Raw genomic sequence first — 25,346 nt, forward strand, 5'->3', positions numbered from 1 at the left:
CATGACAACAGCAAACGATAATAACCAAGAACAATTAAAGGCTGAACGCCACAAGGTGCGCCAACAAAAACTCAAAGCGGGAGTTGATGCAAAAATTGCCGCTGCTCAGGATGAAAAGGGCATTTTGTTAGTCCTAACGGGCAATGGCAAAGGGAAGTCGACCTCAGCTTTTGGCACCGTTGCCCGCGCCGTTGGCCATGGCAAAAAAGCCGCCGTAGTGCAATTTATCAAGGGCACTTGGGAATGCGGTGAGCGTAATCTACTTGAAGGTGCTGGCGTTAGTTTTCATGTTATGGGCACCGGTTTTACTTGGGAAACCCAAGATAAAGAAAAGGATACCGCAGCCGCTCTTGTCGCTTGGGAAGCTGCCGAAGCATTACTGCAAGACGAGAGCATTGATTGCGTGATGCTCGATGAGCTGACCTATATGGTGAGTTATCACTATCTTGATGTCGAGCGGATTTTGACTGCACTTAAAAACCGCCCGCCGATGCAACATGTGATTATCACTGGCCGCGCTTGCCATCGAGCGATTATTGAGCTGGCCGATACGGTGAGCGAGGTTCAACCGATAAAACATGCCTTTGAGGCCGGAATAAAAGCACAGCTGGGGTTTGATTATTAAACTGAGCGAGTATCGCTATAGCCATAAAGCGATATTTCTTATACCAATATTGGACTGAGATAAAATGGCGGCCATGCCGCCAACGGTCACAGTTGCAACAATGCCAATCTTATCGACCATTGAACTGTTCATTTTGCTAAAAGCTTTTGCCCCTTTCCTCGTTAGCAAACTGGTATCTAGCTAACGTCAACATCAATATGTTGACCCAATTTGAGTAATGCTACAGAGCTCTGGCCTTATCAGTGTTATCCAACCGCAATTACATTAGCCAATGAGAAAATGTGGTACGAGTATCAGCCTGAATGCGAGGCTAAAAATGCTGTCAATCAAGTTCAATAATAAGTCAGACGTGAGTGTAAAAGAATGAGAAGCTAAAACGATATCAAATGATTACCTACCAAAATGTAAAAAAACCGCTACCGCAAAAAAGCAAATTCCTATAGCATCATTTGTACCAATTGACATGGATGTGGCAGCGGCTAAGTCCAACAAGCGATTTATGCCCTGCAAACAGCGCAGCGCATAAATACTAAGATGTTATGTTTAGGGGAAAGTAGTGCAATTTAAACGAATAATCTCCTACACCTTAATCCATTTAATCCTTGTTATTGTTTTTTGGATATCGCTGGCTGGTGCCATCGGTTTGGGGTTTAAGGATAATTGGAGCATGTTCGACCATGCTTATGCGCTAGCTGGGGAACGTGGATTTTATCTTTTCCTACATGGTGGCTCACCATGCAGGATCTACCAAGTTGGTTCGATTATTTATATATTCCAATACAAATTATAAGTAGTTTTATACAGGTGAATATATTTTTGTATGTTTGTGCATTATTCAAAAACACAACAAGTAAAGGCAAGGCTGAAAATATGGAGAATATATCAACAATTAAAATGTCAATTCAAACGGTAATAATTAAAATTGGCGATAGGGAATTTGATATAAATCTTAACTGTACTTATGATCAAATAATTGCAATGTTTGGCCGGCCAGAAGATGAATCAGTGCAACGCGATGGCAGTAATCCTGCAATAATAAAATATATGGGGTTGGAATTTCATTTTCATAAGGGCGCTTTAAGTCTGATTTATAAGGATGATGAGTTTGGAAATGTAATTACTGCAATACCAAAAATAATCTAAATTGAAATAATTTATATCAATATTGAATCAGCCCAACAAGATGATGCACCGGAGCCGGATTCATGTCGTTCGTGCTTGTTGGACACAACCTCCCAGCCGTTGATCTTTGACGTTACTCCATAGAAATATTAATCCGAAACCAATGAATAAGAGTAAAAAATCTAACAAGGTTCAGTCCACAAACGAGTTACAAATCTTCTTTTAAAACAAACAGGCTACGCCGATGCTAAACAGGTGAGCCATGGTGATTAGCGAGACGACCGTCTGCCCCATAGACGGGGCATGTGTCATCGCGCAAATACCATTGTTCACCTTTCAATGTTGTATAAATCTCTATTACCTCAGTACTTTGCTTAAAAAGCTTTGGGTTCTGGCTTCTTTGGGGCGGGTGAATAACTCCTCGGGGATATTGGATTCCACCACATAGCCGCCATCCATAAAGATGACTCTGTCGGAAACATCGCGCGCAAAGCCCATTTCGTGGGTCACAATCACCATGGTCATACCTTTTTGCGCTAAGTCCTTCATCACATCCAGTACATCGCCGACCATTTCAGGATCGAGTGCCGAGGTGGGCTCATCAAATAGCATCAGATCCGGCTCCATCGCCAGTGCGCGGGCAATAGCTACCCTTTGTTTTTGTCCACCTGACAGGCTTGAAGGATAGGCATTGGCTTTATCCTGTAATCCCACTTGAGTGAGCAGTGCCAGCGCCTTGTTATCGGCTTCGGCTTGGGTCATTAACTTTAGGCTCACTGGCGCTAAGGTAATGTTTTGCAATACGGTTTTATGGGGGAATAGGTTAAAGTTTTGAAACACCATGCCCACTTTTTGCCGTAATTTATCGACACAGGCATCCTTGGCGGTAATGGATTGCCCTTCGATTTCAATATCCCCTTGGGTTGGGTTTTCTAACAGGTTGATGCAGCGTAAAAAGGTGCTTTTACCGCTCCCGCTGGGGCCGATAACACTCACCACTTCACCTTGGCGAATATGTTCGTTGATTCCTTTAAGGACCGCATTATCGCCGTAACTTTTGTGTAGGTTGGTTATGTTAATCACTTTGCTTCAACCTCTTTTCGAATTTCGACAGCATAAATGTGAAGCTGTAGGTTAGGAACAGATAAATCAGCGCGCAGGTAAAGAGTGGAACACTGTCTTCAAAGGTGCGGCTGCGAATAATTTCTCCCGCCCGCATCAAGTCCACACCGCCAATAAAGCCAATCACTGCGGTTTCCTTGAGTAGCACAATAAACTCATTGCCTAATGCGGGCAGAATATTCTTAATCGCCTGCGGCAGAATAATCAGCTTCATTGTCATCGCTTGTGACAGACCAAGCGAGCGCGCGGCTTCGGTTTGGCCTTTATCGACGGCTTGAATGCCAGCACGAATAATCTCAGAGATATAAGCGCCACTGTTTAAGCCAAAGGCGATAATGGCAGCGGTGATTTTATCGACATCCAATGCTGCCAGCACGATGAAGTAAAGGATCACTAACTGCACCACCACAGGCGTGCCGCGGATCACGCCCACATAGAGTTCGGCGGGGAAGCGGATATACCACTTAGATGACATCTTCATCAGTGTGGTGCCCACGCCTAATACTGCGCCTAGTAACATGGCGAAGAAGGTCACAATCAAAGTGACTTTCAAGCCATTTAAAATGAGCAGTATGCCTATCATGCCGTCGTCGCCAATGGGGCTAAACAGCGAAGTATTGATTGCTTCTAACATAGGGATCACTTGATATGGGCTGAAACAAGTGCCTGATACTGGCCGTTTTCTTTCAGGTTTTTCAGCGTATGATTAATGCTATTGAGGAGTTCAGGTTGCTGTTTTGAGACGGCAAAACCATAAAACTCGGGAGGAAAATCCAGCTTAATCAGTTTGAGATCGGGGTTTTTCGCCAGATAGTTAGCAGCAGGTTCGCTGTCAAACAACACAAGATCTACTTTGCCATTTTTAAGCTCCATAATGGCTTCGAATCCGGTATTGAAGGCGGTGACCTTTTGGGTATATTTTTTAGACATCATATCGGCGGTTGAGCCGAGCTGTACCGCAAAATGTTTATCTTTAATGTCATCAAGCGTATGAATACTCTCGTTATCTTTATTGACGAGTAGCACTTGAGTGGCTTCGTAATAGGGCTCAGAGAAGTTAACACTTGCCTGCCGCTCGGGGGTGATAGTCATACCCGAGGCGATAAAATCAATCTTGCCTGAGTTTAGGGCCACGATCAGCGAGTCGAATTTCATGTTTTCGACTTTTAGGGTCTTGCCCGCATCTTTAGCTATTTGCTTGGCAAGCTCAATGTCGAAACCTTTGATTTCGTCGCCACTTTGTCCGCCTACATATTCAAAGGGCGGGAATGCGGCATTGGTTCCTACGACTAAAACATCTTCGCTTTTCCCACATCCAGCTAACAACAAGGTGGCAGTGAGGGTTAGGCCGCCTAATAACATGGATTTTTTCATTTAACACTCTCTTTTGGATAACTTGCAATGTGGCGACTATAGGAGGATAGCGTTCTTGTGTCAATAATTATGCTTTATTTGTGACTAAAAATTCATTTTCAATATGGCAGTTTAAATAATGGACATCATGTTTAATATGATTATGGTGTTTGATATCAATAGTTTTTTAAAAAGGTTGCTAAATTGTTTAGGGTGACCGTGAATAGCAATTCTATGGTTTTAAACGATGAGATATGCAAATTTTTATTCACTTCAGCGAAAGGGATGGATTTTTATGAACTATCTCAGATACAAATGGTAAAAATTTCATTAAATTATGCTTAAATTGTCTAATCTTAATTTAGTATAAAAAACCTTTTATGGAGCTCAATGTGAGATACCTAATTTTGGCACCTACGGCGCTGCTTTTAGGCCTAGCAACGTCAGTTTGTGCAGAAGAATCAACCCAATGGCATTACACCATGGGCATTCATGATTTTATTGTGGAGCAAGAGAATTCACATACCTTTGGGGCCAACGGTAACATCATTATTGAACATACTACGGCATCGGATATTTATCTGTCTGCAGTGCTGGATATGTTTATCGATATTGATAGGGATAAGTTGGATCCTGACCATATTCCGATGTGGTTCAAATCGGAATATGCTGCTCTTGGGGAGCTTTATCGTTTTTCCCCCGAGTTATCCCTTGGGTGGCAAGTGGATTTACAGGGCAAGCGTAATACAGTGAGTTCAGTGGAGAAGCAGGCGAAGCTTTTTCCTGGGCTAACAGCCAATTATCACGGCCAGCAAACTCAAGCACAGCTTAAAGCTGGCGCGGGCTATTACTTTTTAGAGATCGACGATGATGTGCCCCGCACCCGAGGTTACGATAGAGGCGATTTTGGCAATAGCGAGTTTGCCTACACAGTTATGGGGAGTTTTGGTTTTGATTTGACGCCAAAATTAAACCTGAACTTAGCTGCTCAAACTTGGAACGATGGCGACCAATGGCTTGAAAATCAGTATCGTTTGACCATGAGTTATGATACCGATTACTGGGAAAAGGGCAGCCAGTGGTTGCTGTATGTCGAACATACTGAATATAACTTGGACCCCTTTGCCAAGGTGAACCTAAATTCGCCCAATTACTTACCTATCCTACCTTGGGATAATGATACCTTAGTGCGATTTAGCTTAGTCGTGCCTTGGTAGACGCTATTTTTGGGTTAAGTGCTTTTTTACTAACGCAATCATCGCTTGCGCCGCAAAGGACAATACCTGTTCTTTGCGCCAAAAGAGGGATAACTCCCAGCGCAGTTCATCACTCGCTAAGGGAATATTAACTACCCCTGATACGCTATAACGCCGCGCAATTGAGCGCGGCAGTATCATCACACCTGTTCCCGCTGCCACCAGTGCGATTCCGAAGTCAGCTTGGCTGACTCGGGTGATATTTTGGGGGGAGAATCCCGCATGCTGACAGGCATTTAGCACCAATTGATGCAAGGTGTATTCAGTCTCGAACATGACTTGTGGCTCATCGATTAAGTCATGGATTGAGAGCATTTCCCTTGCGGTGAGGGGATTTTCCTTGGGTAGAACCACCACCATAGGATCGTTAAACACTCGAATGCCGTCATAACCATCGTCAAAGTTGATGATGCCAGTAGCCAGTTCAATTTCGCCCTTCTGAATCGCTAGCGTTTGCTCAACCCCACCGCGGACTAATAAGTGCATCTCGATTTGTGGATACTGCTGGCGATACTTGGCAATGACAGGCGCAAAAATTTCAGCACTGCCTAGCGGTGCAAGGCCAAGCCTTAATTCGCCCGCAGTTAAACTGCGCTGGGCACTGAGTTCGGCTAACATGCGTTGGCGGCCAGCCAATAACTCTTTGCCATGGCGATAAACCACTTCGCCTGCTTGGGTGAGTTTGACCTGAGTGCCACGTTTGCCCCGCTCAAGCAGCACTAAATCGAGCTCTTCTTCAAGTTGACGTACCGCCTTAGAGAGTGCAGGTTGGGTGAGATGAACCTTTTCGCTGGCCTTACCAAAACCACCGGCATCGATAATCTCGATAAAATAGCGCAGCACTTTAAGATCCATTTTTGCCTCGATAATGCATTCTTAAAATTCATGGATTACATTCTTAATATTCATTTTTTTTATAAAATAGGCAAGCCTAAAATACTGACATCGCAACTTTGAGTGTAAATCGAGAAACCACATGTCTTACCTACAAGCCGCAATACGTCGATGCCGTTACGGGGCTTTATTGTTAACCCAAATTGCTCTCTTTTGTTTATTGTCTTTTGCCTGCCATTGGTTTGCGACATGGGCGCACTCGCCTGTGCCTGGCAGTGTGTTGGGGTTAGGTATCTTACTGATTTTACTTGCAACTAAGTTGATCCCTGAAAATGCCGTGCAGCTCGGCGCTGCTTGGCTTATTGGTGAGTTACTGCTGTTTTTTATTCCGCCTGTGATCTCAGTAATCAAGTATGAAGGCCTATTTGAGCAGTATGGGGTGAATATCCTCTTTACCTTAGTCATGGGCAGTGTGTGCGTGATGGTGGGCACGGGGTTTGTGGTTGACAGAGTGTTTCGCTTCGAGCGTCAACTCAATATCAAAAAGCATGCTCGTCGTCATGCTAAGGCTGCGTAATGTCGAGCCTTAACTTAAGCCCAGCGGCAGTATCTGAGTTAGTGTTTTCTCAGACGGGATTGGCGCTCATCAGCTTGTTACTCACGTTATTTTGTTATTTTGCGGCCAAGATATTGTATCAACGCCACCGAGTATGGTGGTTAGCGCCGATTGTACTCGCGCCCGTGGTGATCACGCTCTTGGTGTTTAATCTCGATATTCCATTGCCGACTTATTTTGAATACACCCATTGGTTAATGGCCATGTTGGCTCCTGCAACGATTGCATTTGCTTTGCCTATTTATCGGGAGCGTAAACTCATTCGCCAATATCCGCTGACCATTGCCTTTGGCGTGATTGCAGGGTTGTTATTGGGCATGGTCTCGAGCTGGCTATTAGTCAAGTTTGTGCCTTTGCCAGTAGAGCTTTCTAAGAGTTTGTTAGTTCGCTCCGTCTCGACGCCCTTTGCGATGGAGGCTACCGGTGCCTTTGGTGGTGTGCCAGAACTTACCGCCATGATGGTACTCATCACTGGCATTATCGGCATGTTAGTGTGCGAGCCACTCTTTAAGCTGATGCATATTCGTACATCGTTAGGCAAGGGGGTGGCCTTGGGCGCTTCAGCCCATGGTGCGGGCGCAGCAAAAGCCAGTGAGTTAGGCCAGCAAGAGGGCGTAATTGCAAGTTTAACCATGATTTTTATCGGTATTGCGATGGTGTTGGGAGCCCCGTTTTTTGCGCTGATTTTTAGTTAACCTGAACTCGGGGTAACGAGTGTCGAAAAAATCTCAATTTAACAAACTAAATCAATGTTATAAGTGATTCTTTTGAAAAGAAAAATCTATTTTCTGGCTGAATGCGCAGATTTTTGCGTATATCAAGGCGCTCTATCGTACGCCATAGCGAGCTATGGTTAGACAGATCAACGCAGAGAAGCCCGAAAAGATGCCTATTCAGCGGCTCTGCTTCGAGCTCAGGTTAGTTAGTTTGAGTTAAGCATCTTTACGTGAGTATGACTTTGTTACCTTGAAATGATTTTGTTTTGCCTCTTAGGGCGCTAACCTCTGCTTGGGTTATGCGCCCATTTTTTTTAGCTGGTACATAACGCTGACTTCTTATTGATGACGCAACTGAATCGAGTAGGGACCAATGATGGACAAGCAGGAAAGCGTGTTGAATGTGAGTTTACGGCCGATTACCCAAAGCGATCTCGAGCTGATTTTTGCTCATCAACTTGATCCAGTAGCTTGCCAATTAGCGCAATTTCCACCGCGGGATCGAGAGGCTTTTTACCGACATTGGCAGCAGAATATCCTCGGTCAGGAGGCTGTACTTGCACTGGGAATTGAAGTCGAAGGCCAGCTTGTGGGCAATATCTGTCATTGGCATGCAGATGGGCAGGCGTTGATTGGTTATTGGATTGATCGCGCCCATTGGGGGCGCGGCATTGCCACGCTGACTTTGAGTGTATTTTTACCCTTAGTCAGGTCAAGACCGCTCTTTGCCCATGTAGCTCAGCATAATGTTGCATCTCAACGAGTGTTGCTGCGCCATGGGTTTGTAAAAACAGGTAATGTCATTCAAGAAGAGGCTGATACGGCGTCTTTGATTGAGCTGGTGCTGCGCTAATGCCTAAAAGGGTGGTTTGTAATATAAATGGGGAGTGCGGGTTATATATCTTCTCAAACATACTGTTATCGACAAGCTTGCTCTGGTTCGTGACTCAGTATCTGTTTGATAGTGACAGCCTCTATCGGATAGGGAGTCTAGCGCGATTGCCAATACCTGTGTCACGGTATCTTATATTGCCACGTTTAGGATTGATTTAAGATGAGCTCAAGCCATCGCTAATCTGTAGGTATCGTCGTAGGGGAGTGTGTTTAGTTGCTTTAACTTTGCTTGTAACAAACTAAAAACAGCAATGGGTACAAATTCATAACCAGATTGAGCTTGTGACAATTAGGGGCTGAATTTTGCAGCCCTTTTTAATACTATTTTCATAAACTGGCGTCAGTATTGAATATTGTCACTGTGACGTATTCCATTGCGTCGAAATTATGTTAGATTCTGGCGAACTGATGAAGATAGAGGTATGTTTATCACTGTCATCAACAGTTCTCCACAGGGCAGTCACTGCAATAATGCTTACTTTTGCAGAGAAATGTCAGGAAGTTACACCAATTCAGAGTCTGCTTATGCAACCCAATTTATTTCCCGAACAAAGACATTTAAATCGTGAGCCGATGGTGATGCCATCGTTAGAAGCTCCTTCTACCCGAAGCCGTTTACAACGCATGGTGGGCAGCGTATTACTGACCTGCAGTGTGTTGTTAAGCTTATCTGCTTGTGCAGCGGGTAAAGCGAGTGCACCGCAGGAAGAAGAGTTTAGCTACGCTTGGTTGAAAGGCTATGCTCATACGCTGGCGACTGAGTCCTATGTAAGTCATAAGGGTGAGTTGCCAAAAAGCTTACAGGGCATGAGCTGGGATGATTACCAGCAATTCCATTTCAAGAAAAAAGCCGCACTGTGGCGTGAAGACGATTCAGAGTTTCGCGCCGAGTTGTTTCACTTAGGTCTCTATTTCGATACTCCTGTCCATATTTATCAATTGGAAAACGGCAAGGCTAAGCGGATTGAATATTCTCCTTCTATGTTCGATTACGGTAAGTCGAAGGTGAAGGGCAGCCAATTACCTAAAGATTTAGGTTTTGCTGGCTTTAGAATGCAGTTCAACACCGATTGGCAACGTGATGTGGTCGCCTTCTTAGGGGCTAGCTATTTTCGCGCCGTAGGTCAGGAAATGCAGTATGGTCTTTCTGCCCGTGGTCTAGCGGTGGACACTGCGCTGCCTAAGCCTGAAGAATTCCCCATGTTCACCCGTTTTTGGTTAGAGAAACCACAGCCGGGCTCAAATATTGCGACCGTCTATGCACTGCTAGACTCGCCAAGCGTCACTGGTGCTTATCGTTTCGATATCGAGCCGGGTGAGCGTTTGAAAATGAAGGTCGATGCAGCCATATATCCGCGTAAAGCCATCGAACGTTTGGGTGTTGCGCCGCTGACCAGTATGTTTATGGTGGGTGAGAACGATCGCCGCACTGGTTACGACTGGCGTCAAGAGATCCACGATTCAGACGGTCTAGCCATGCACACTGGTAACGGTGAATGGATTTGGCGCCCGCTAGGCAACCCAAGTAATCTGCGATTCAACGCCTATAGCGATGAGAATCCTAAGGGATTTGGTTTATTGCAGCGCGATCGTAATTTCGACCATTATCAAGATGATGGTGTGTTTTACGAGAAGCGTCCAAGTCTGTGGATTGAGCCAACGGGCAATTGGGGTAAAGGCTCAGTTCAGTTAGTTGAAATTCCAACGCTGGACGAAACCTTCGACAATATCGTGGCTTTCTGGAATCCTGCTGAGCCTATTCAACCTGGCCAAGAGCTACTGTACAGCTACAACATGTACTGGGGTGGCATTCCACCTGAACAGTCTCCACGCGCTCGCGTAGTGGATACTTTTACCGGTATTGGTGGCGTGGTAGGTCAAAAGCGTAAGTACTATAGCAAGCGCTTTGTAATTGATTTTGCTGGTGGTTCTTTACCTATGCTGGGTAAAGATGCCCAAGTGAAAGCGGTGATTTCAACATCTCAAGGTCGCGTAGAAATCGAATCTGCTCGTCCACAGCATGCGATCAATGGTTACCGCGCTATGTTCGACATTGTGCCACCAGAGGATAGTGTAGAGCCGATTAACCTAAGAGTTTACTTAGAAGTGGACGGCCAGCCGTTAACTGAGACGTGGATGTACCAGTGGACACCACCGCCAATGAACGAGCGTGAGCTGCACAACGCCGGTCATCTTCAGTAAGCGATACTGATAAATTAAAACGCCAGCCTTAGTGCTGGCGTTTTTGCATCAAGCCATTTGTTAATTGCAAGTCGCATTCAGAGTTATTGAGGGCTGATTCACTTTTTGAAAATCTAAATAATTTTTCACTGTCAAATACCCCTGTCTTGGGCGTAATCTGTTGCGTCCTCGTCATAGGTTTGCGATTTATGTTTGAGATATTTACTTCTATCGGTCTTGGTTGGTCGGTAGCTTTAGTGCTTGCCGTGTTATTTGTGCTGGCCTACGAGTTTATCAATGGCTTCCACGATACCGCCAACGCGGTCGCAACAGTCATCTACACCAAGGCGATGCCAGCGAATTTAGCGGTGGTTTCTTCAGCACTTTTTAACTTTGCTGGCGTGCTACTCGGTGGGCTTGGTGTCGCTTATGCCATAGTGCATCTACTTCCCGTTGACTCCTTGTTGGGGATGGACTCTACCCAAGGGCTGTTGATGGTCTTTTCGCTATTATTTTCCGCGATTATTTGGAATTTAGGCACTTGGTACTTTGGCATTCCAGCCTCTAGCTCCCATACCTTAATTGGCTCAATTATGGGCGTTGGCGGTGCATTCGCTTGGATACATAATCAGCCCATTTTGCATGGTATTAACCTCACCAAAGCCACGCAGATTATGTTATCCCTGATTATTTCGCCCACGCTTGGTTTTGTGTTGGCGGGGATATTTTTATTGCTGATGAAGTTTATTTGGGCAAAGCATAAGATCCATCGCACCCCTGATGAGCAGTTTCAGATTAATGGTAAAAGGCATCCGCCTTTCTGGGCGCGAGTGAGTTTGATTGCTTCTGCCATGGGGGTTAGTTTTGCCCATGGTTCTAACGATGGACAGAAAGGCATTGGCTTAGTGATGCTCGTGCTTATTTGTATGGCCCCTGCGTATTTTGCCCTCGATATGAGCACTCAATCCTATGATTTAGCACGAACACAGGATGCAAACCGTCGTATCATGGCTATCTACAGCCGTAATCAAGCGGTGATTAGCGATTTAGTGGATGTAAAAGCAAAGGTTGATGCTAGTGATACACTGCTAAGTCATTGCTCGGCACAAACCGTATTGCCTGCAATGTCGTCACTTGATCGTCGTTTGGAACAGGTCAATAGTTTTCAGGATATGACTATAGAAGAGCGCCGTGAAGTGCGACGTTTGTTACTGTGTATTGATGACACTGCGCGCAAGGTGGCTAAATTAGAGTTACCCGCTAAGGAATTAAGTTCTCTCGCTAAGTGGCGTAAAGACCTGACTAAACCGACAGAATACGCGCCCCTTTGGGTGATTGTGGCGATTGCGACCGCGTTAGGTTGTGGCACGCTCGTGGGGTGGCGGCGAATTGTGTATACCGTAGGAGAAAAAATTGGCTCCTCGGGAATGACCTATAGCCAAGGTATTGCCGCGCAGGTGACTGCTGCTGTGTCGATTGGCATCGCGAGCGTCACTGGGATGCCGGTATCGACTACGCATATTTTGTCATCGGCGGTGGCGGGGACTATGGTAGCCAATCGCTCTGGGCTACAAAGTCAAACCATTAAGCAAATTCTACTGGCTTGGGTGCTAACACTCCCTATTACTATGTTGCTCTCCGCGTGTGTGTTTATCCTTGCCAATACACTTTGGGGTTAGCCAAGACTACTCAAGTTGAATGCTCACATAGCCAAGTTTTGAGGGCTTGGTTTTTCGGTTCAGTGCCGTTTCCCGCGATAATTACCTAAGCCATCTTGTTAGAGTTGAGCCTTCAACACCAACAAGGACATAAGATGGCTGAGCAATCTAGAATACTTTTTAAAGCACTACATCAACAATCAGAGCCGTTGATATTAACTAACGCTTGGGATGCCGCCAGTGCGGCCATCATTCAAGCATCGGGCGCCCGTGCGATTGCGACCAGTAGCGCGGCATTGGCTTGGTCGCTCGGTTATCCCGATGGTCAAGCGCTACCTAAAGTGGCTTTATTGGACGTAGTGAACAATATCCTACGGCTGAGCCGAGTGCCCGTGACGATAGATATTGAATCTGGTTATAGCCAAGATCCCGATGGGGTTGCTGCTTTTGTTGCGCAGCTTGCTGAGCTTGGCGTAGCAGGAATTAATATTGAGGATGGCAGTGCAGGTGTTGCTGAGATGGTGGCAAAAATTAAAGCTATTCGCGCCCATCCTCGTTGCCAAGGATTATTTATTAATGCGCGAGCTGATGTGTATTTACTGGGTTTAGCCAGTGGTGAGGCCGCAGTCGTTATGACTATTGATAGGTTAACTCAATATCAGGCTGCGGGTGCTGATGGTGGCTTTATCCCTGGCGCGACCGAGGTCGAGACCGCTAAGCGCTTGTCTGCCGCTGTGGATATGCCACTGAATTTTATGCTATTGAATGAGCAGATGGATATCGGCGAGTTATTTGCCGCAGGTGTGCAGCGTTTTTCCACTGGCCCAGCTTCATTTTTACAAGCCTATAGCACTTTGCTTAATCCAATTTTGTTAAATTCAATTAAGGCAAAGCCGTTTCAGCGAGAGTCAAATGATGCGGTTATTGCCGCTGATAAGGATTCAATTCCTAAAGCCATTTCCCTTGGTTTTGAGCAAGTAAATAACTTATTTATCCCGAGTTAAAGCTGTTTTCCATCTATACCCACGGCGAGTTTGCCGTGGGTTTCTTCTTATGTCCGTTTTACTTAGCGCCCGTTTTACCAAGAAAGTCCCATCTGCGTGCTTGTCTCCTCAGGTTTCTTATCGAGCAGGCGTAGCTCGGCGAGTTGAATGTGCGCTGCAATTTGGCTGCGCAATTTTTGATAGAGACGGATGGCTAGTTCAGGCGCGGCTTCATTGCCGGGAGTATGAATAAACAGATAGGGCTCTCGACCTTCTGCGATCCATAGCGGGAGTTGGGCGAGCCAATTCTCAAAAAAGGCATCGTTATCCTTAGGTAAAGCGCTAACGCCTTGCTGCGCGAGTTGTGCAACTGCATGCATCGTCAGGTTGCCCGATAAAGCGAACCACAGGCGTATTGGCAGTCGCGATTGCATGCACTGGCACCCGCGGTTTTTTCTTATGGGTATCGATAATCGCCTCGTTAGCGGGTGGCAGAGCAAACAGTGGCCGACTGTCCATAATGATGCGGTTCACCTGTTTATCCATCAGCAAGCGGTTTAGCGCTCGCTCAGCCTCTCCCTTGGCAAAAAACGCAGCATGCCTGACTTCGACGCCATAGGTTAACCCTTGGGGGACTTGATTGAGAAATTGCGCTAACGCAGGCAAGTTTTCTGGGCCGAAATGGGCGGGAAGTTGGATCTTCCATAGCCCGGTTTTTTCTGCCAAGGGCGACATGACTTGAAAGAATTGCAGAAGCTCCTGCTGACAATGCTGTAGTTGCTTTTGATGGGTGATCGTCTGCGGTAGCTTAAAGGTAAAGCGAAAGTCATCTGGGGTAGCTCTGAGCCAGTTCATCATAGTTTGTGCATTTGGCGTAGCGTAAAAACTGGTATTCCCTTCTACCGTGTTAAAAATGGTTGCATAACGGGCAAGGCGCTCGGCTTGTTTGGTTGTTGAACCATAAACACTATCTTGCCAATGGTAATGTGACCACATGGCAAGCCCAAGACGCAAATGATTGGTTTGGCGCGGCAGTGACTTAAGTGACTCCAAACTGACTCCTAAGAAATATGAATCCATTTAATTCGTTATAGTGGCTTTCTCTGCCTTTGGAGACATTCTGCATCGCTATTGTGCTCAAATGGTTTTATTTGAGTCAAATAGGCAGAACATTTGAGATCCCCTGAGTGATTGACTTCAACTTGGCCTTCATTTATCCGTATCAAAGAGATTTTTGTGCTCTTGAGACTGTCACGGTAATTAACCGACTTTAATAGTATGATATTCTCTGCGCTTAGCGTTAATGATCAAGTGTTCGCGCGTTGGTTTTTATACAGGGATGGAGAGGTTAGCTGCGGAGTGTTAACTATTCTCGTTTTATTTTAGGGTGTGGTGGGAGAGCAGTGTGCAAAACGATGGATATACTTCACTTGGTCGCTTTATTGATTTGTTATTAGATGCCATCTGTGTGGTGGATAAATCAGGGCGATTTGAATTTGTGAGTGCTGGTGCTGAACGTATTTTTGGTTACACATCCGATGAAATGATTGGGATGCAGGTGTTGGATTTAGTTCTGCCAGAAGATCGTGAACGCACCCTTGCAGCTGCCGAAGAAATTATGGCGGGCCGATACCAACTCGATTTTGAAAATCGTTATGTTCGCAAAGATGGTAGCATTGTGGATATTCTCTGGTCTGCCCGTTGGTCTGAGGAGTATCAGCAGCGCGTTGCTGTGGCTCGCGACATCACTAAGCATAAACTTGCTGAGCGTCGACAAGCGGCCTTATATGAGATATCCGAAGCGGTTCATGTAGCCGAGGATTTGCTATCACTTTACAGCCATATTCATCAGATAATTGCAAAGCTGTTACCTGCGGAAAATTTTTCCATCGCGCTCTATGACCAAGATGTAAATCAATTAGATTTTCCCTATAGTGTGTCGGTGACCGACAAAACTAGCGCTCACATTGGCAATATTAATTATTTTGCTGAGCAGATTATTCAAACGGGTGAATCCTTACTCTTTTGCCCGATGTCAAACACGCTTTCTTCGCCATTAAATTCAACCGTTAAAGATTCCCATATCAGTTGGCTCGGTGTACCTCTGAAATTGCATAAGGGTGTCATTGGCGCCTTGATTATGCTTAGCACGCCAGGTTCGAGGACCTATACCTCACAGGATTGCGAGCTGGTTGAGTTTGTTTCATCTCAAATCGCTTTTGCCATTGAACGTCGTCAAATGTTGGCGCGCTTAGAGCAAATCGCGCTCTACGACCAATTGACTCATTTGCCCAATAGAGAGTTATTTTACGATAGATTTCAAAAGGCTTTATCTCGTTCGCATCGAGAGTCGAGTTATTTCTCCTTATTGTATTTAGACTTAGATAAGTTTAAATGGGTTAACGACACTTACGGACATGGCGTGGGGGATTTGTTGTTACAGATTACCGCACAAAGGCTTCTTGGTTGTGTGAGAGCGTCAGATACGGTCGCACGTTTTGGTGGTGATGAGTTTGTGATTTTGCTTGAGCGAGTTGACTCTGCACACAACACTTTGCTCGTCGCCCATAAAGTACTGGAAGCATTAAACCAGCCTTTTGAGCTTACAGAGCAACAACTTTATGTTTTTCCTAGTATTGGCGTAGCTCTGTATCCTGAGCATGGCAAAGATGAACAACAACTCTTATCCTGTGCTGATGCTGCGATGTATAAGGCAAAAAAGAATGGTGGTAATCGTATTGAGTTGGGATATCACGGGTTGAGGGGGAAGCACGTAGAGGTGTTCACATCCTAACCGGTGATTCGATAAAATCCCCCAATAATGAGTCGCTATTGGGGGAGGTATCAATGGCAATGAACTTCTTATAGTTTAAAACGTGAGACTTCCTGTTGAAGCGAGGCGGCTAAGTGAGCAAGCTCCTGTGACTGCACCATCGCGCTTTGGGCCTCAATAGAGAGATTTTCAGAAACTTCACGAATTGACTCGGTATTACGGTTAATTTCGCTGGTGACAGAGGTTTGCTCCTCTGCGGCCGTAGCGATTTGGCTTGCCATATCCGAAATTTCATTAATGGCTTTACTGATCTGCAGCAGGCTTTCGCTGGCTGAGTTAGCATCGGCCACACTGGTTTCTGCCATATCATGACTTTGGGTCATGGATTTTACCGCCTTGCCTGCCGTTTGTTGCAAGGTTTCAATCATGGCTTGAATTTCTTGGGTTGAAGAATGGGTTCGTTGTGATAATACGCGAACTTCATCGGCAACGACAGCGAAACCGCGACCTTGTTCACCCGCACGTGCGGCTTCAATGGCAGCGTTTAACGCCAGTAAGTTAGTTTGCTCTGCAATCCCACTGATCGTTAATAGAATGCTATTAATTTTTTGTGAGTGTTCATTCAGCTCACTGATAATACGCCCTGCGGTATCGACCTCATTCGCTAAGTTACGAATAGATTGCTGACTTTGCATCACTTGTTTTTGGCCATGATTTGAAAGGCTTACGGCATTTTGCGCTGTTTGTGCGGTATGCTCAGCATTGCTGGCAATCTCTTCGGTGGCGCTGGCCATTTCGGTAACGGCGGTTGCAACCATGGTCACTTCATCCTGTTGAACCTCAATGCGTTGACTATTATCTGCTGCAGAAGCACTGCTGCCCTTGGCTTGATATTCAAGTTGGCCCGCAATATTGTGCATTCTTGAAATCATGCCATGCAGGCGTTCAACAAAGCGGTTAAAACCTGAAGCCAAGATGCCAATTTCATCATGGCTGTTTGCGGTATGGATTCTAACGGTCAGATCGCCATCTCCTTCGGCTATATCGTTGAGTGCTAAAGCTACGCGCTCTAAGTCTTTAAATTGCATTTTGAAAATTGCGACTAAGACCAAGCCAAATATTACCAGTAAGCCCACGCCCACGGCTGACATCCACCAAGCAAGCGATGTGGCTTGTGACATGATTTCTTGCTTATTCATCACAAATATTAATGCCCAATCAGTGGAGGGGACGGCCGCTACATAGACTAATTGAGTCCCACCATCTAGCTCGCGCTCTTCCATGGTATTGGCGTTGGCGCGCTGGGATAGCCAACTGGGGGTGAAATGACTATCAATTTTGGTAAGTTGTTGGTTATTGAGCTGAGTGTTGGGGTGGCTAATGATAAGTCCTGCGGTGTCTACCATCAGAGTGTAGCCCTTGCCTGGCACTTCGAGTCGTTGCACCGCATCGGTGAGTTGATCTATGGTCAGGTTTGCGGCGGCTACGCCGAAGAGTCGACCAGAGACCATCACGGGCTCTGCGATAGTGACAACTTGTTTTTTAAGCGTGGCGCTAACATAGGGGGCCGTCATTACCATGGCATTGGCAGCTTTAGCATCCATATACCAAGGGCGTTCGCGTGGGTCATAGTTTGCGGTATTGAGCGCGGGGTCTTGGCGGTACATGTTGCCTTGCTCGTCACCAAAATACGTGAGTGCAAATCCCATCGCATTGTGGGCCTGTAATAAATAAGGGGTAATTTGCACATTGGGATCAGCTTCAACAGTCTTTTTAAGGCTAGTGATGGCTGTTTTTCTATCTTGCATCCACAGACCAATACCTTCTGCAAAGGTGTTAGCGAGTTGATCGATCTCACCTTGGGTATTATCTATTGCATGATTTCTAATGACATAACTTGAAATACTTACCAGCACTGCGACGGTAATGAATACAGCAAAGAGACTACTAAAAAGTAGGCGAGTTTTAAGTGTTGAACGCATATTTAATTCCTTTAAATTCCGTTAGCAGCCTAACGTTAATAGAGTATAGCGGCTGAAATGGCTAAAGTATTAATAGTTCATGGCTTATCATTATCGATTTGATAAAGTTGTGGACTGAACCTTATTTTATTTTTAAGTCGAGATCGGCAAATTGCACAACGTGAAATAGCAGGCTTGATTTACCGCACAATATAGGGATGACTATAAACATAGCATTTTCAAAGAGTAATAAATGATAGCATCTTGAACACGCGCTTAAGAGGGCGAACAGAATAATATGAACCACGCTGGTGTTTTAATCCTTGGCTACATACATGCCTTATATTTCTTTTGCCAATACTATTGGCGGGTGCAATTCAACCTTGAATTACAGCATACAGTGTGGAATAAACATTTACTCAAGCTTTTGATGGCATAACTCTTAGTTTTGTAAATGGTTTGGATGGTGCTAAAAAATGAGACTCGTCAGAGCCTCATTTTTGTGAGCTATTATCAATGGGTCATTTTATTTTTAATTAGTACGCAGCGCTGCTCGGCTTGGCGCGTTTCTAATAAGGTTCGACGGCTAAGATTAGATAAGCCTGTTTGGCTGTCTAATACTTTATCTAAGGCCGCAATACTGTTGTAGTTACAATCGGTTGGAATAAGAGTGCGGCTGTAGCTACGCATAAACACCGGGCCTTTTTTATCCATGTCTGCTAAGTTTGCGAGGCGCTCTTCGGCGGTGGCCGCACTTAAGAGCTTTTGCTCAGCAGGATAAAGGTTTTCCATGATAATGCGCTGTTTTGCAAAGGGCAGTGCATCGGTATGCACCTTACTTAACCAACGACGCTTCGCCGCGGCTTCTGGGCGGATAACCTGTGCAGCTAATGCAGACTTTTCCCCTGAATCTGAGTTATCGCGTGCGCTTTCCCGTGTAATACGTTGCTGCGCATTGGGGAAGTCGTAGCGATTGAGCTGAGTTATGATAGCCCAGCGCAGATCTTGATCTAAGGTTAACCCTTTGATTTTGGTTGTGCCATCTAGTAATTGTGCTAAGTGGCGTAAACTGTCGCGATCGCCCGCTAATTGAATATAGGCATTAAACCAGCGGCGCTGGAAGTCATTGTTGCCTCTACTCTCCATGGTTTTTCGAAGGCTCATTTGTGCTAAGCCTTTTACTGCATTTTCAGCATAGTTTTGCTGGATTGGTGCGATTTGCGCAAGGTACGCTTTACTGCGTAGCAGGCTTGAAATAATTTGGCCGACGACTGTGTAGTCATTTTCTGCTGGTGCATTAATAAACACTGTGCTCAGGTATTGGTCCAAACTCAGGTTGCCCTCACGCACACTGTCCCACAGGCTTTGCCATAACATTGAACGCAGAAGCGGGTCTGTCACCTTGCTTAGCTGTTGCTTGGCGGTATCAAAGGATTTGTCATCGAGTTGTACCTTTACATAGCCCCAGTCATCGTAGTTAGGGTAAACCAGATCTGGACAACGCTCACCGACTAATTGCTTCACTTCCGTGCGCTCACCTTTGTAGGTGACTGGCACTGTGGTCTCATGTCGTAAATCGAAACGTCCTTTTGTGAAGAGCGCGATTTGGACTTTTTGCTCCCTAAGTGTTGGCAGTTCGCTGCTGGCAGGATATTGCAGTAGGCTAAATTCGCTGATGCGGTTACCGTCGCAGCGGTACTCTGCCTTGATCGTGTTTACCCCTGCGCTGTAAAGCCATTCCTGCGTCCATGCGCTTAAGTCACGATTCGAGGCTTTGGCGAGGCTATTGATGAAGTCATCTAGCTCGGCATTTTGATAACTATATTGTTTGAGGTAGTTGCTCACGCCGCGGCGAAACACCACATCACCGAGTAAATGGCGTAGTTGTTTGAGGGTTGAGGCGCCTTTTTGATAGGTAATGGCATCGATATTATCGAAGGCATTTTGGGTTGTTGCCACGGGTACTTCAATGGGATGAGTGGTCACTAAGCTGTCTTGCTCATAGGCACGTTGTTTACCTTGAGCATAAAAACTGCGCCATGCATTGGTAAATTCAGTGGCTTCTTGGGTTGCAAGTGTACCCATAAAAGAAGCAAAACTTTCGTTTAACCAGAGGCTGTTCCACCACTTCATGGTCACCAGATCGCCAAACCATTGGTGGGCCATTTCGTGCATAATTACGCCCGCTAAGTTTTGTTTTTGCTCGGCGGTCATTTCCGCTTTGTGGAGGAAGTGATCTTCGGCGAAGGTCACTGCTCCTGCGTTTTCCATCGCGCCGTAGAGAAAATCAGGCACGAGGATCTGATCATATTTTTTAAAGGGGTAAGGAATACCAAAGTAGGCGTCAAAGAAGGTTAACCCTTGTTTGGTGTAGGTAAACCAGTCCTGTGGATTCACTTGGCTGGCAACGGATTGCCGTGCGAATAAGCGCATTGGATAACGGCCAGAATTATCCTGCCACATATAATATGGGCCAGCATGCATGGAGAAGTTATAAGGGCTTAACTTAGGCGTTTCAGGAAACTCCCAACGATTAAAGGCGCCAGCTGGGGTGACGGTCGTTTCACGGGTCGTACTGATAACTTGCCAATCCCTAGGTGCAGTTACGCTGATTTTATAATTGGCCTTCAAGTCGGGTTGATCAAATACCGCAAACATTTGTTGGGCGGCGGCAGGTTCAAAATGGGAGTAAAGGTAAACCTTGCCATCAACTGGGTCTTGGAACCGGTGCAAACCTTCACCATTGGTACTGTGGGCTCGGGTGAATTGCACTTCAATTGTGTTTTCCCCTGAAGTCAGTAAGCGAGTGTTGAGGCTGATATAGGCGCCATTGTAATTAGGATAAACGGCGGTGCCGTTGATCAAAAAGCGCTTAATTTGTGCTTTGTTGAGATCTAAGCTCAGTTGCTTGGGCACTTCGCTTAAATTGAAGTTCACTTTCGTTGTCGCACTGAATTCGGTATCGCCAGTCAGTTGAAAATCCAACTCATAATGTACATTCGATATCACCTGTGAACGCAAACTTGCCTGATACTGGCTGATATAGGGACTCGTATCCCTTGGTCCTGTATTTAAAGGATTTTGGACGGCGCACGACATTAATGCTGAGCAGGTGAGGGCGACTAGGCTAGCTTTAAACAAATTCACTACTTCAATCCTTCAACGATGTACTTTATTTATGGCTTTGATGCAGCGTAGGAGTGCGAGTGAAGCCCTCGCTGAGTGGCAAACTCATCCCCGTTTGAAGGCGGCATCATTGCTGAGTGTTTTGGGCGAGTACACTACCTTATTTAGCATGGATAACCAATGTTAAAAATGTAAAAAAACCAGCAAAAATGCTGGCTTTTTTGGCATATTTCGGCGTTAGCCGATGGTGCTGTAATGAATTACATGCCCAAGAAAGACTTAGACTTAGTCTTGCGGATTTCTTTTTCGTCAGACCATTCGATAAGACCTGTTTCTAAATCCATCAGGCGCATTGTCATCTTGTAGTAAACGTCTTTGGTGCTGCCATCTTGCTTCACAATGCTTGATAGGTTGCCATAGAGCATGTATTGAGCACCGATTTGGCGGCCAAATTTGATTGCGGTTGATGGGTCAACCATACCAGTATTATTTTGATAATCCAGTTGCTTACGTACTGAATCGACTTTAGTCATATCGATAAAACGGAACTTGCCAGAACGCAGTAACTTATTGCTGATCGAGTCGGTCACTGACTCAGTATCAATATGCTCTGAGGTTTTGTTTTTGATGCTATCAACAAACAAGATTGGGCGGTTATTCGCTGTTATCGCTACGATAGGCGGGAATGTCATCATGCTATCGACCATCTTAGCGGCAATGGCTTGCAGATCCGTTGAACCAAAGTTTTCGTTAACGGTTTCAACTTCAGTGGCATCGCCATACTCGACTTTCGATTGACATGCAGCCAGACCCATCACGGCAGCCAGCACAAAAATCAGTTTAAATTGTTTCATAGTCAGTTCCATTTTGTGATTGTAAAAACTTAATGACACTCGTTTTATTCAAACATTCACCGCTCGGTTAAATGATTATTGAATAAATTCGGGTGTAATTACCAGTATCAATTGCCCAGACCAAGGTGGTCTTGCCTGCAGCAACTTCAATTTTTGCCGGTGGAGCCTTATCCAATTGCAGAGTATATTCACCCGGATTGAGATAACGTCTGCCAATTTGCGCTTGTTTTGGCAGTGTCAACCAACTGCGGCGATCCGCCTGTTCGGTGACAACGTTAAAAATCTGCATGGCGATACTGCCAATATCGGCGGCATTATTGCCTGGCTTACCGCTTTTTTCGACCTGGTAAGCCATCTCCGATTTAGCATATACCCGCGCCACTTGGCGGACTAAGGTGCCGGGTAAATCTTCCTTCAAGGCGGTAATCGCTAAGGCATCAATATTGGCGATAGGTTCCGTTTTGAGCACTGTACCTAAGCCTTGTACCTGCGTCTCTGGTACATAGCTATTGTTTGGTCCGTAGGTGGCTAGAGACACGGTTTGCCAGTTGCCATGAATGGTAAAGGGGACTGTGAGCGCTTGTTTTTCAGGTACAAAGCCTTTTTCGACCATTAAAATCACTTGGCCTTCACCCGCTTTTGGGAGTTTGGCATCGCCCCAGCGCTTTTTAAATTCATCGTATTGTGGCATGCCGAGTTGTTTGGCAAGGCGCACTAAATCCTGTTGCAGATAAGTGTTATCTGGGGTGATTTGCGCCGCTTTACGATAATCAATAAAGGCGTCGTTTGGCTCACCAAGCACTTCGTGAAGTACGCCCGTTGTGTAATAACTATAGGCGTTTAGGAAGGAACTGGTCACAGTGCCAGCCGCTTGACCGAGCCGATTGACCTCAGCATCGATTGTGCCATTGGCCATAGCTTGTACTGATTTTTGCGACTTTTGATAGCGTTCCTGCTCTGAGCTTTGCAGTTCGTTACTGCGACGAACTTCCACCAATGCGCCTTGATAGTCGCCGCTGAAGAGGTAATTTAGCGCCTGATATTGGTGTAGCATAATCCGCTCGTAGCCCGGGCCGCGATAGGGTATGGCATTATCGTTTAACACTAAGCTGGTGGCCGTTGCGCCGATATCGCTGGCACTAATTTTGGCTTTGTCATCAAAGGCCGTATAGGCTGCAACCGCTTGCTGGTAGTACTTTTTACTGCTGGCAAAATCCCCCGCAACTTGGGCCACGCGCCCCGCCTCTTGTGCGTAAAGTAAACCGTCATTACCTTGGATATTACTGGCTAATTTATCTATCTCAGCCATGGGCTTAGCAGTATTGAGTTCTTGTTTTACTGGCGCAATTTGTGCCGGGTAATTAATAAAAATACTGTTATAAGCACAACCACTCGAGCCTAAGATGGCGGCGAGCATGAGCGTGCTGATTGTGGGTCTGATAAAAGAATGAATGAAGGTGGTTTTCATGCCTGTGGTTTACCTTCTTGCGCCATTAGTTTTTGCTCTGGCATTTGTGAACGCTCAAGCAAAGTGATCCCTTGAAGATGATCAAATTCATGTTGGAAAATGCGTGCGATAAAACCTGTTAACTCAGAGTGTTGCCACTGTCCTGCGAGGTTTTGATAGCGCACAACAATCGTCTGAGGGCGCCAAATGGTAAACCGTTGCCCAGGGACAGATAAACAACCTTCCTCCCCCTTCTCAAGTTGCAAAGATCTCAACACGATCTGTGGGTTAACCACCACAAGTGGTTCCATTAAGGGGGCATCGGGATAACGCTCGTTTGGTCTTGAGGCCATGATAAACAGGGCGAGTGGGCTATGGACTTGAGGGGCGGCAATGCCGACGCCTTTTGCCTCCACCATGCTTGCTGCCATTTGCGATGCTAACTGACTGAGTGTGTCATCAAAGTCACGTACTTCAATCGCCTGTTGTTTTAAAATGGCTTCCCCCACCACGGCTATCGGCAGTGGCTTATTGGGTGTTTGTCGCATTTCATCTTTAAACATCGCATTCCTTGGATATTTAGTGTTCATCGTTTGGCTTACGATTTTAGTTCGTTATTACTAATAATGGGGTGGTGGTGTCTCTTCGGCTTGGGTCGCCATATTACTCGGCTCTATCGCCTGCAACTTTCCAATTAATAGCTGGATTTGATGTTGCTGGTGGGCCACGAGTTGGTTCAATTTAATCACTTCTTGGTTCAACTCTTCGACCGTGAGCTCTTGAAAAGCTAATTTAGTTTGCAGCTCTTCAATCTGTTCTTGTACGCCTTGCATGACTAACCTCTATTGTTGCCAAGTCTCGACTAAGCCTTGGCTACTGATACTAACGATTTTATTGGTATCTCGAATTGCCACAGAGTATACAACGGCTCCACGGTTTTGGCTGTTTTTCGTCAGCGCAATTTGCCATTGGGCAATAGGTTTCCCCGTATTGCGTTGCCAGAGTGTGACTTCGCGGGCGGGGGTACCGGTTAATAACTGGTTGTCTTGCTGAGTAAATCGTACCGCTGAAAAGGTCATTTGGCGACGGTTAATCTCTAATTGATTTAAAAGCTTACCGCTTGCATTGTCCCATATTTTTGCTTCATTAGTACTGCCATTGGTAAAACTTAAACTGCCACTGTCGTTCAGTGCTACTTTAGTCACTCGACTGCCCAGATCCCAAGTGTGGATAGGCTGCCCGCTCTGCGCTTGCCATAAAATGGCCTGCATATCATTTGAACCCGTAAGCGCTATGCGCCCATCTGCTGAAATGGCAACCGTATTGACTCGTTCTTTATGACCTAAAAACTTAATCAGTGCCGTTTTAGCCGCATTGAGGGACATAACGCTGCCATCGTTTAAGCCGATAAGTAAAGCCCCATTGTTGGCCACCGCAACACTTTCTCCCGATGATGGCAGTGACCACCAACCGAGGGATTTTCCATCGGCAATTGTCCATAGCACAACTGAATCGCGGCTTAACGATGCAACAAACTCACCATTAGGCGAAATGGCTGTGCTGGTCACGCCTGTATTGAGGTCACCATGTATCCATTGGTATTTTAGGGTGTGATGGATTAAGTCCCAACACTGCACTCCCTGACTCTGTGTGGCGATAATGGCAAGCGTGCCATCACTTGAGAGGCTGGCACTGTAAGAAGGCTCTTTTGAGAGCTCGCGAATATCGTCGGCTCTGGGGTGGCATGCAGTTAAAAACATCGTGCAAATTACCAGCAGTAGGGTTTTCTTCATGAACTTGCTCCTAAAGTTGGTGTCTCTAGTCC

General features: G+C 45.8%; 21 protein-coding genes and 1 pseudogene. 10 read left to right on the plus strand and 12 right to left on the minus strand.

Annotated elements, in window-relative coordinates; all coding sequences use genetic code 11:
- Position 1: 1 nt before the first annotated feature.
- Together cobO and SO_RS04845 are read left to right on the plus strand one after the other, a co-directional pair.
- Positions 2-625, plus strand: coding sequence for a cob(I)yrinic acid a,c-diamide adenosyltransferase (cobO, locus tag SO_RS04840; RefSeq protein ID WP_011071298.1), 624 nt, complete (start codon positions 2-4; stop codon positions 623-625).
- 735 nt (positions 626-1,360) lie between these two features.
- The gene (locus tag SO_RS04845) at positions 1,361-1,768 is read left to right on the plus strand and encodes a hypothetical protein (RefSeq protein WP_164925633.1); all 408 of its coding nucleotides are present in this window, start codon (positions 1,361-1,363) and stop codon (positions 1,766-1,768) included.
- 336 nt (positions 1,769-2,104) lie between these two features.
- On the opposite strand, the gene SO_RS04850 is transcribed toward SO_RS04845, so the two are convergent.
- Genes SO_RS04850 through SO_RS04860 form a run of 3 tightly spaced genes read right to left on the minus strand, consistent with a single transcriptional unit; the run spans position 2,105 to position 4,243 of the window.
- Positions 2,105-2,830: an amino acid ABC transporter ATP-binding protein gene (locus SO_RS04850; protein WP_011071300.1), complete on the minus strand. Its 726-nt coding sequence runs from the start codon at positions 2,828-2,830 to the stop codon at positions 2,105-2,107.
- On the minus strand, positions 2,823-3,503 hold the full coding sequence (locus SO_RS04855) for an amino acid ABC transporter permease (protein ID WP_011071301.1): 681 nt from the start codon (positions 3,501-3,503) through the stop codon (positions 2,823-2,825). The genes SO_RS04850 and SO_RS04855 overlap by 8 nt, the downstream gene beginning before the upstream one ends.
- Positions 3,504-3,508: 5 nt before the next feature.
- The gene (locus SO_RS04860) at positions 3,509-4,243 is read right to left on the minus strand and encodes a basic amino acid ABC transporter substrate-binding protein (protein WP_011071302.1); all 735 of its coding nucleotides are present in this window, start codon (positions 4,241-4,243) and stop codon (positions 3,509-3,511) included.
- 371 nt (positions 4,244-4,614) lie between these two features.
- Between SO_RS04860 and SO_RS04865 the strand changes: the two genes are divergently transcribed.
- Positions 4,615-5,439 (plus strand): outer membrane protein, encoded by an 825-nt coding sequence (locus tag SO_RS04865; RefSeq protein WP_011071303.1) that lies wholly within the window; start codon positions 4,615-4,617, stop codon positions 5,437-5,439.
- Between the two features lie 3 nt (positions 5,440-5,442).
- Here SO_RS04865 and SO_RS04870 read toward each other — a convergent pair whose 3' ends face one another.
- The gene (locus tag SO_RS04870) at positions 5,443-6,333 is read right to left on the minus strand and encodes a LysR family transcriptional regulator (protein WP_011071304.1); all 891 of its coding nucleotides are present in this window, start codon (positions 6,331-6,333) and stop codon (positions 5,443-5,445) included.
- A 121-nt stretch (positions 6,334-6,454) separates the two neighbouring features.
- On the opposite strand from SO_RS04870, the gene SO_RS04875 reads away from it, so the two are divergent.
- The 6 genes from SO_RS04875 to SO_RS04900 all read left to right on the plus strand — a co-directional run bounded on the left by SO_RS04875 (position 6,455) and on the right by SO_RS04900 (position 13,381).
- The gene (locus tag SO_RS04875; protein ID WP_011071305.1) at positions 6,455-6,889 is read left to right on the plus strand and encodes a CidA/LrgA family protein; all 435 of its coding nucleotides are present in this window, start codon (positions 6,455-6,457) and stop codon (positions 6,887-6,889) included.
- The gene (locus SO_RS04880; RefSeq protein ID WP_011071306.1) at positions 6,889-7,623 is read left to right on the plus strand and encodes an LrgB family protein; all 735 of its coding nucleotides are present in this window, start codon (positions 6,889-6,891) and stop codon (positions 7,621-7,623) included. The genes SO_RS04875 and SO_RS04880 overlap by 1 nt, the downstream gene beginning before the upstream one ends.
- A gap of 397 nt (positions 7,624-8,020) precedes the next feature.
- Positions 8,021-8,497, plus strand: coding sequence for a GNAT family N-acetyltransferase (locus SO_RS04885; protein ID WP_011071307.1), 477 nt, complete (start codon positions 8,021-8,023; stop codon positions 8,495-8,497).
- Positions 8,498-9,063: 566 nt separating this feature from the next.
- The gene (locus SO_RS04890) at positions 9,064-10,740 is read left to right on the plus strand and encodes an OpgD/OpgG family glucan biosynthesis protein (protein WP_164925635.1); all 1,677 of its coding nucleotides are present in this window, start codon (positions 9,064-9,066) and stop codon (positions 10,738-10,740) included.
- A gap of 188 nt (positions 10,741-10,928) precedes the next feature.
- The gene (locus SO_RS04895; RefSeq protein WP_011071309.1) at positions 10,929-12,398 is read left to right on the plus strand and encodes an inorganic phosphate transporter; all 1,470 of its coding nucleotides are present in this window, start codon (positions 10,929-10,931) and stop codon (positions 12,396-12,398) included.
- A 134-nt stretch (positions 12,399-12,532) separates the two neighbouring features.
- Complete coding sequence (locus tag SO_RS04900; protein WP_011071310.1) at positions 12,533-13,381, plus strand: isocitrate lyase/PEP mutase family protein; 849 nt, start codon at positions 12,533-12,535, stop codon at positions 13,379-13,381.
- 74 nt (positions 13,382-13,455) lie between these two features.
- Here SO_RS04900 and SO_RS04905 read toward each other — a convergent pair.
- Positions 13,456-14,356 (minus strand): annotated as a pseudogene (locus SO_RS04905) (DUF72 domain-containing protein).
- Positions 14,357-14,765: 409 nt separating this feature from the next.
- Between SO_RS04905 and SO_RS04910 the strand changes: the two are divergent.
- Complete coding sequence (locus tag SO_RS04910; RefSeq protein ID WP_011071311.1) at positions 14,766-16,154, plus strand: sensor domain-containing protein; 1,389 nt, start codon at positions 14,766-14,768, stop codon at positions 16,152-16,154.
- A gap of 68 nt (positions 16,155-16,222) precedes the next feature.
- Here SO_RS04910 and SO_RS04915 read toward each other — a convergent pair whose 3' ends face one another.
- From SO_RS04915 to SO_RS04945, 7 genes are all read right to left on the minus strand, one after another.
- Positions 16,223-18,115 (minus strand): methyl-accepting chemotaxis protein, encoded by a 1,893-nt coding sequence (locus SO_RS04915; RefSeq protein ID WP_011071312.1) that lies wholly within the window; start codon positions 18,113-18,115, stop codon positions 16,223-16,225.
- A 492-nt stretch (positions 18,116-18,607) separates the two neighbouring features.
- A complete protein-coding gene (gene pepN, locus SO_RS04920) occupies positions 18,608-21,241 on the minus strand; it encodes an aminopeptidase N (protein WP_011071313.1) in 2,634 nt (877 codons plus the stop codon).
- A gap of 239 nt (positions 21,242-21,480) precedes the next feature.
- Positions 21,481-22,074, minus strand: coding sequence for a penicillin-binding protein activator LpoB (gene lpoB, locus SO_RS04925; RefSeq protein ID WP_172966546.1), 594 nt, complete (start codon positions 22,072-22,074; stop codon positions 21,481-21,483).
- Positions 22,075-22,141: 67 nt separating this feature from the next.
- The gene (locus SO_RS04930; protein ID WP_011071315.1) at positions 22,142-23,542 is read right to left on the minus strand and encodes a COG3014 family protein; all 1,401 of its coding nucleotides are present in this window, start codon (positions 23,540-23,542) and stop codon (positions 22,142-22,144) included.
- Positions 23,539-24,084, minus strand: a complete 546-nt coding sequence (gene def / locus SO_RS04935; protein WP_011071316.1) for a peptide deformylase — start codon at positions 24,082-24,084, stop codon at positions 23,539-23,541. Before def ends, SO_RS04930 begins: the two co-directional genes overlap by 4 nt.
- Before the next feature lie 57 nt (positions 24,085-24,141).
- Entirely contained in the window at positions 24,142-24,354 is a 213-nt protein-coding gene (locus SO_RS04940) for a SlyX family protein (protein ID WP_011071317.1), read from the minus strand.
- Positions 24,355-24,363: 9 nt separating this feature from the next.
- A complete protein-coding gene (locus SO_RS04945) occupies positions 24,364-25,314 on the minus strand; it encodes a WD40 repeat domain-containing protein (RefSeq protein WP_011071318.1) in 951 nt (316 codons plus the stop codon).
- Between the last annotated feature and the right edge of the window lie 32 nt (positions 25,315-25,346).

The sequence above is a fragment of the Shewanella oneidensis MR-1 genome, from assembly GCF_000146165.2.
GTDB lineage: Bacteria > Pseudomonadota > Gammaproteobacteria > Enterobacterales > Shewanellaceae > Shewanella > Shewanella oneidensis.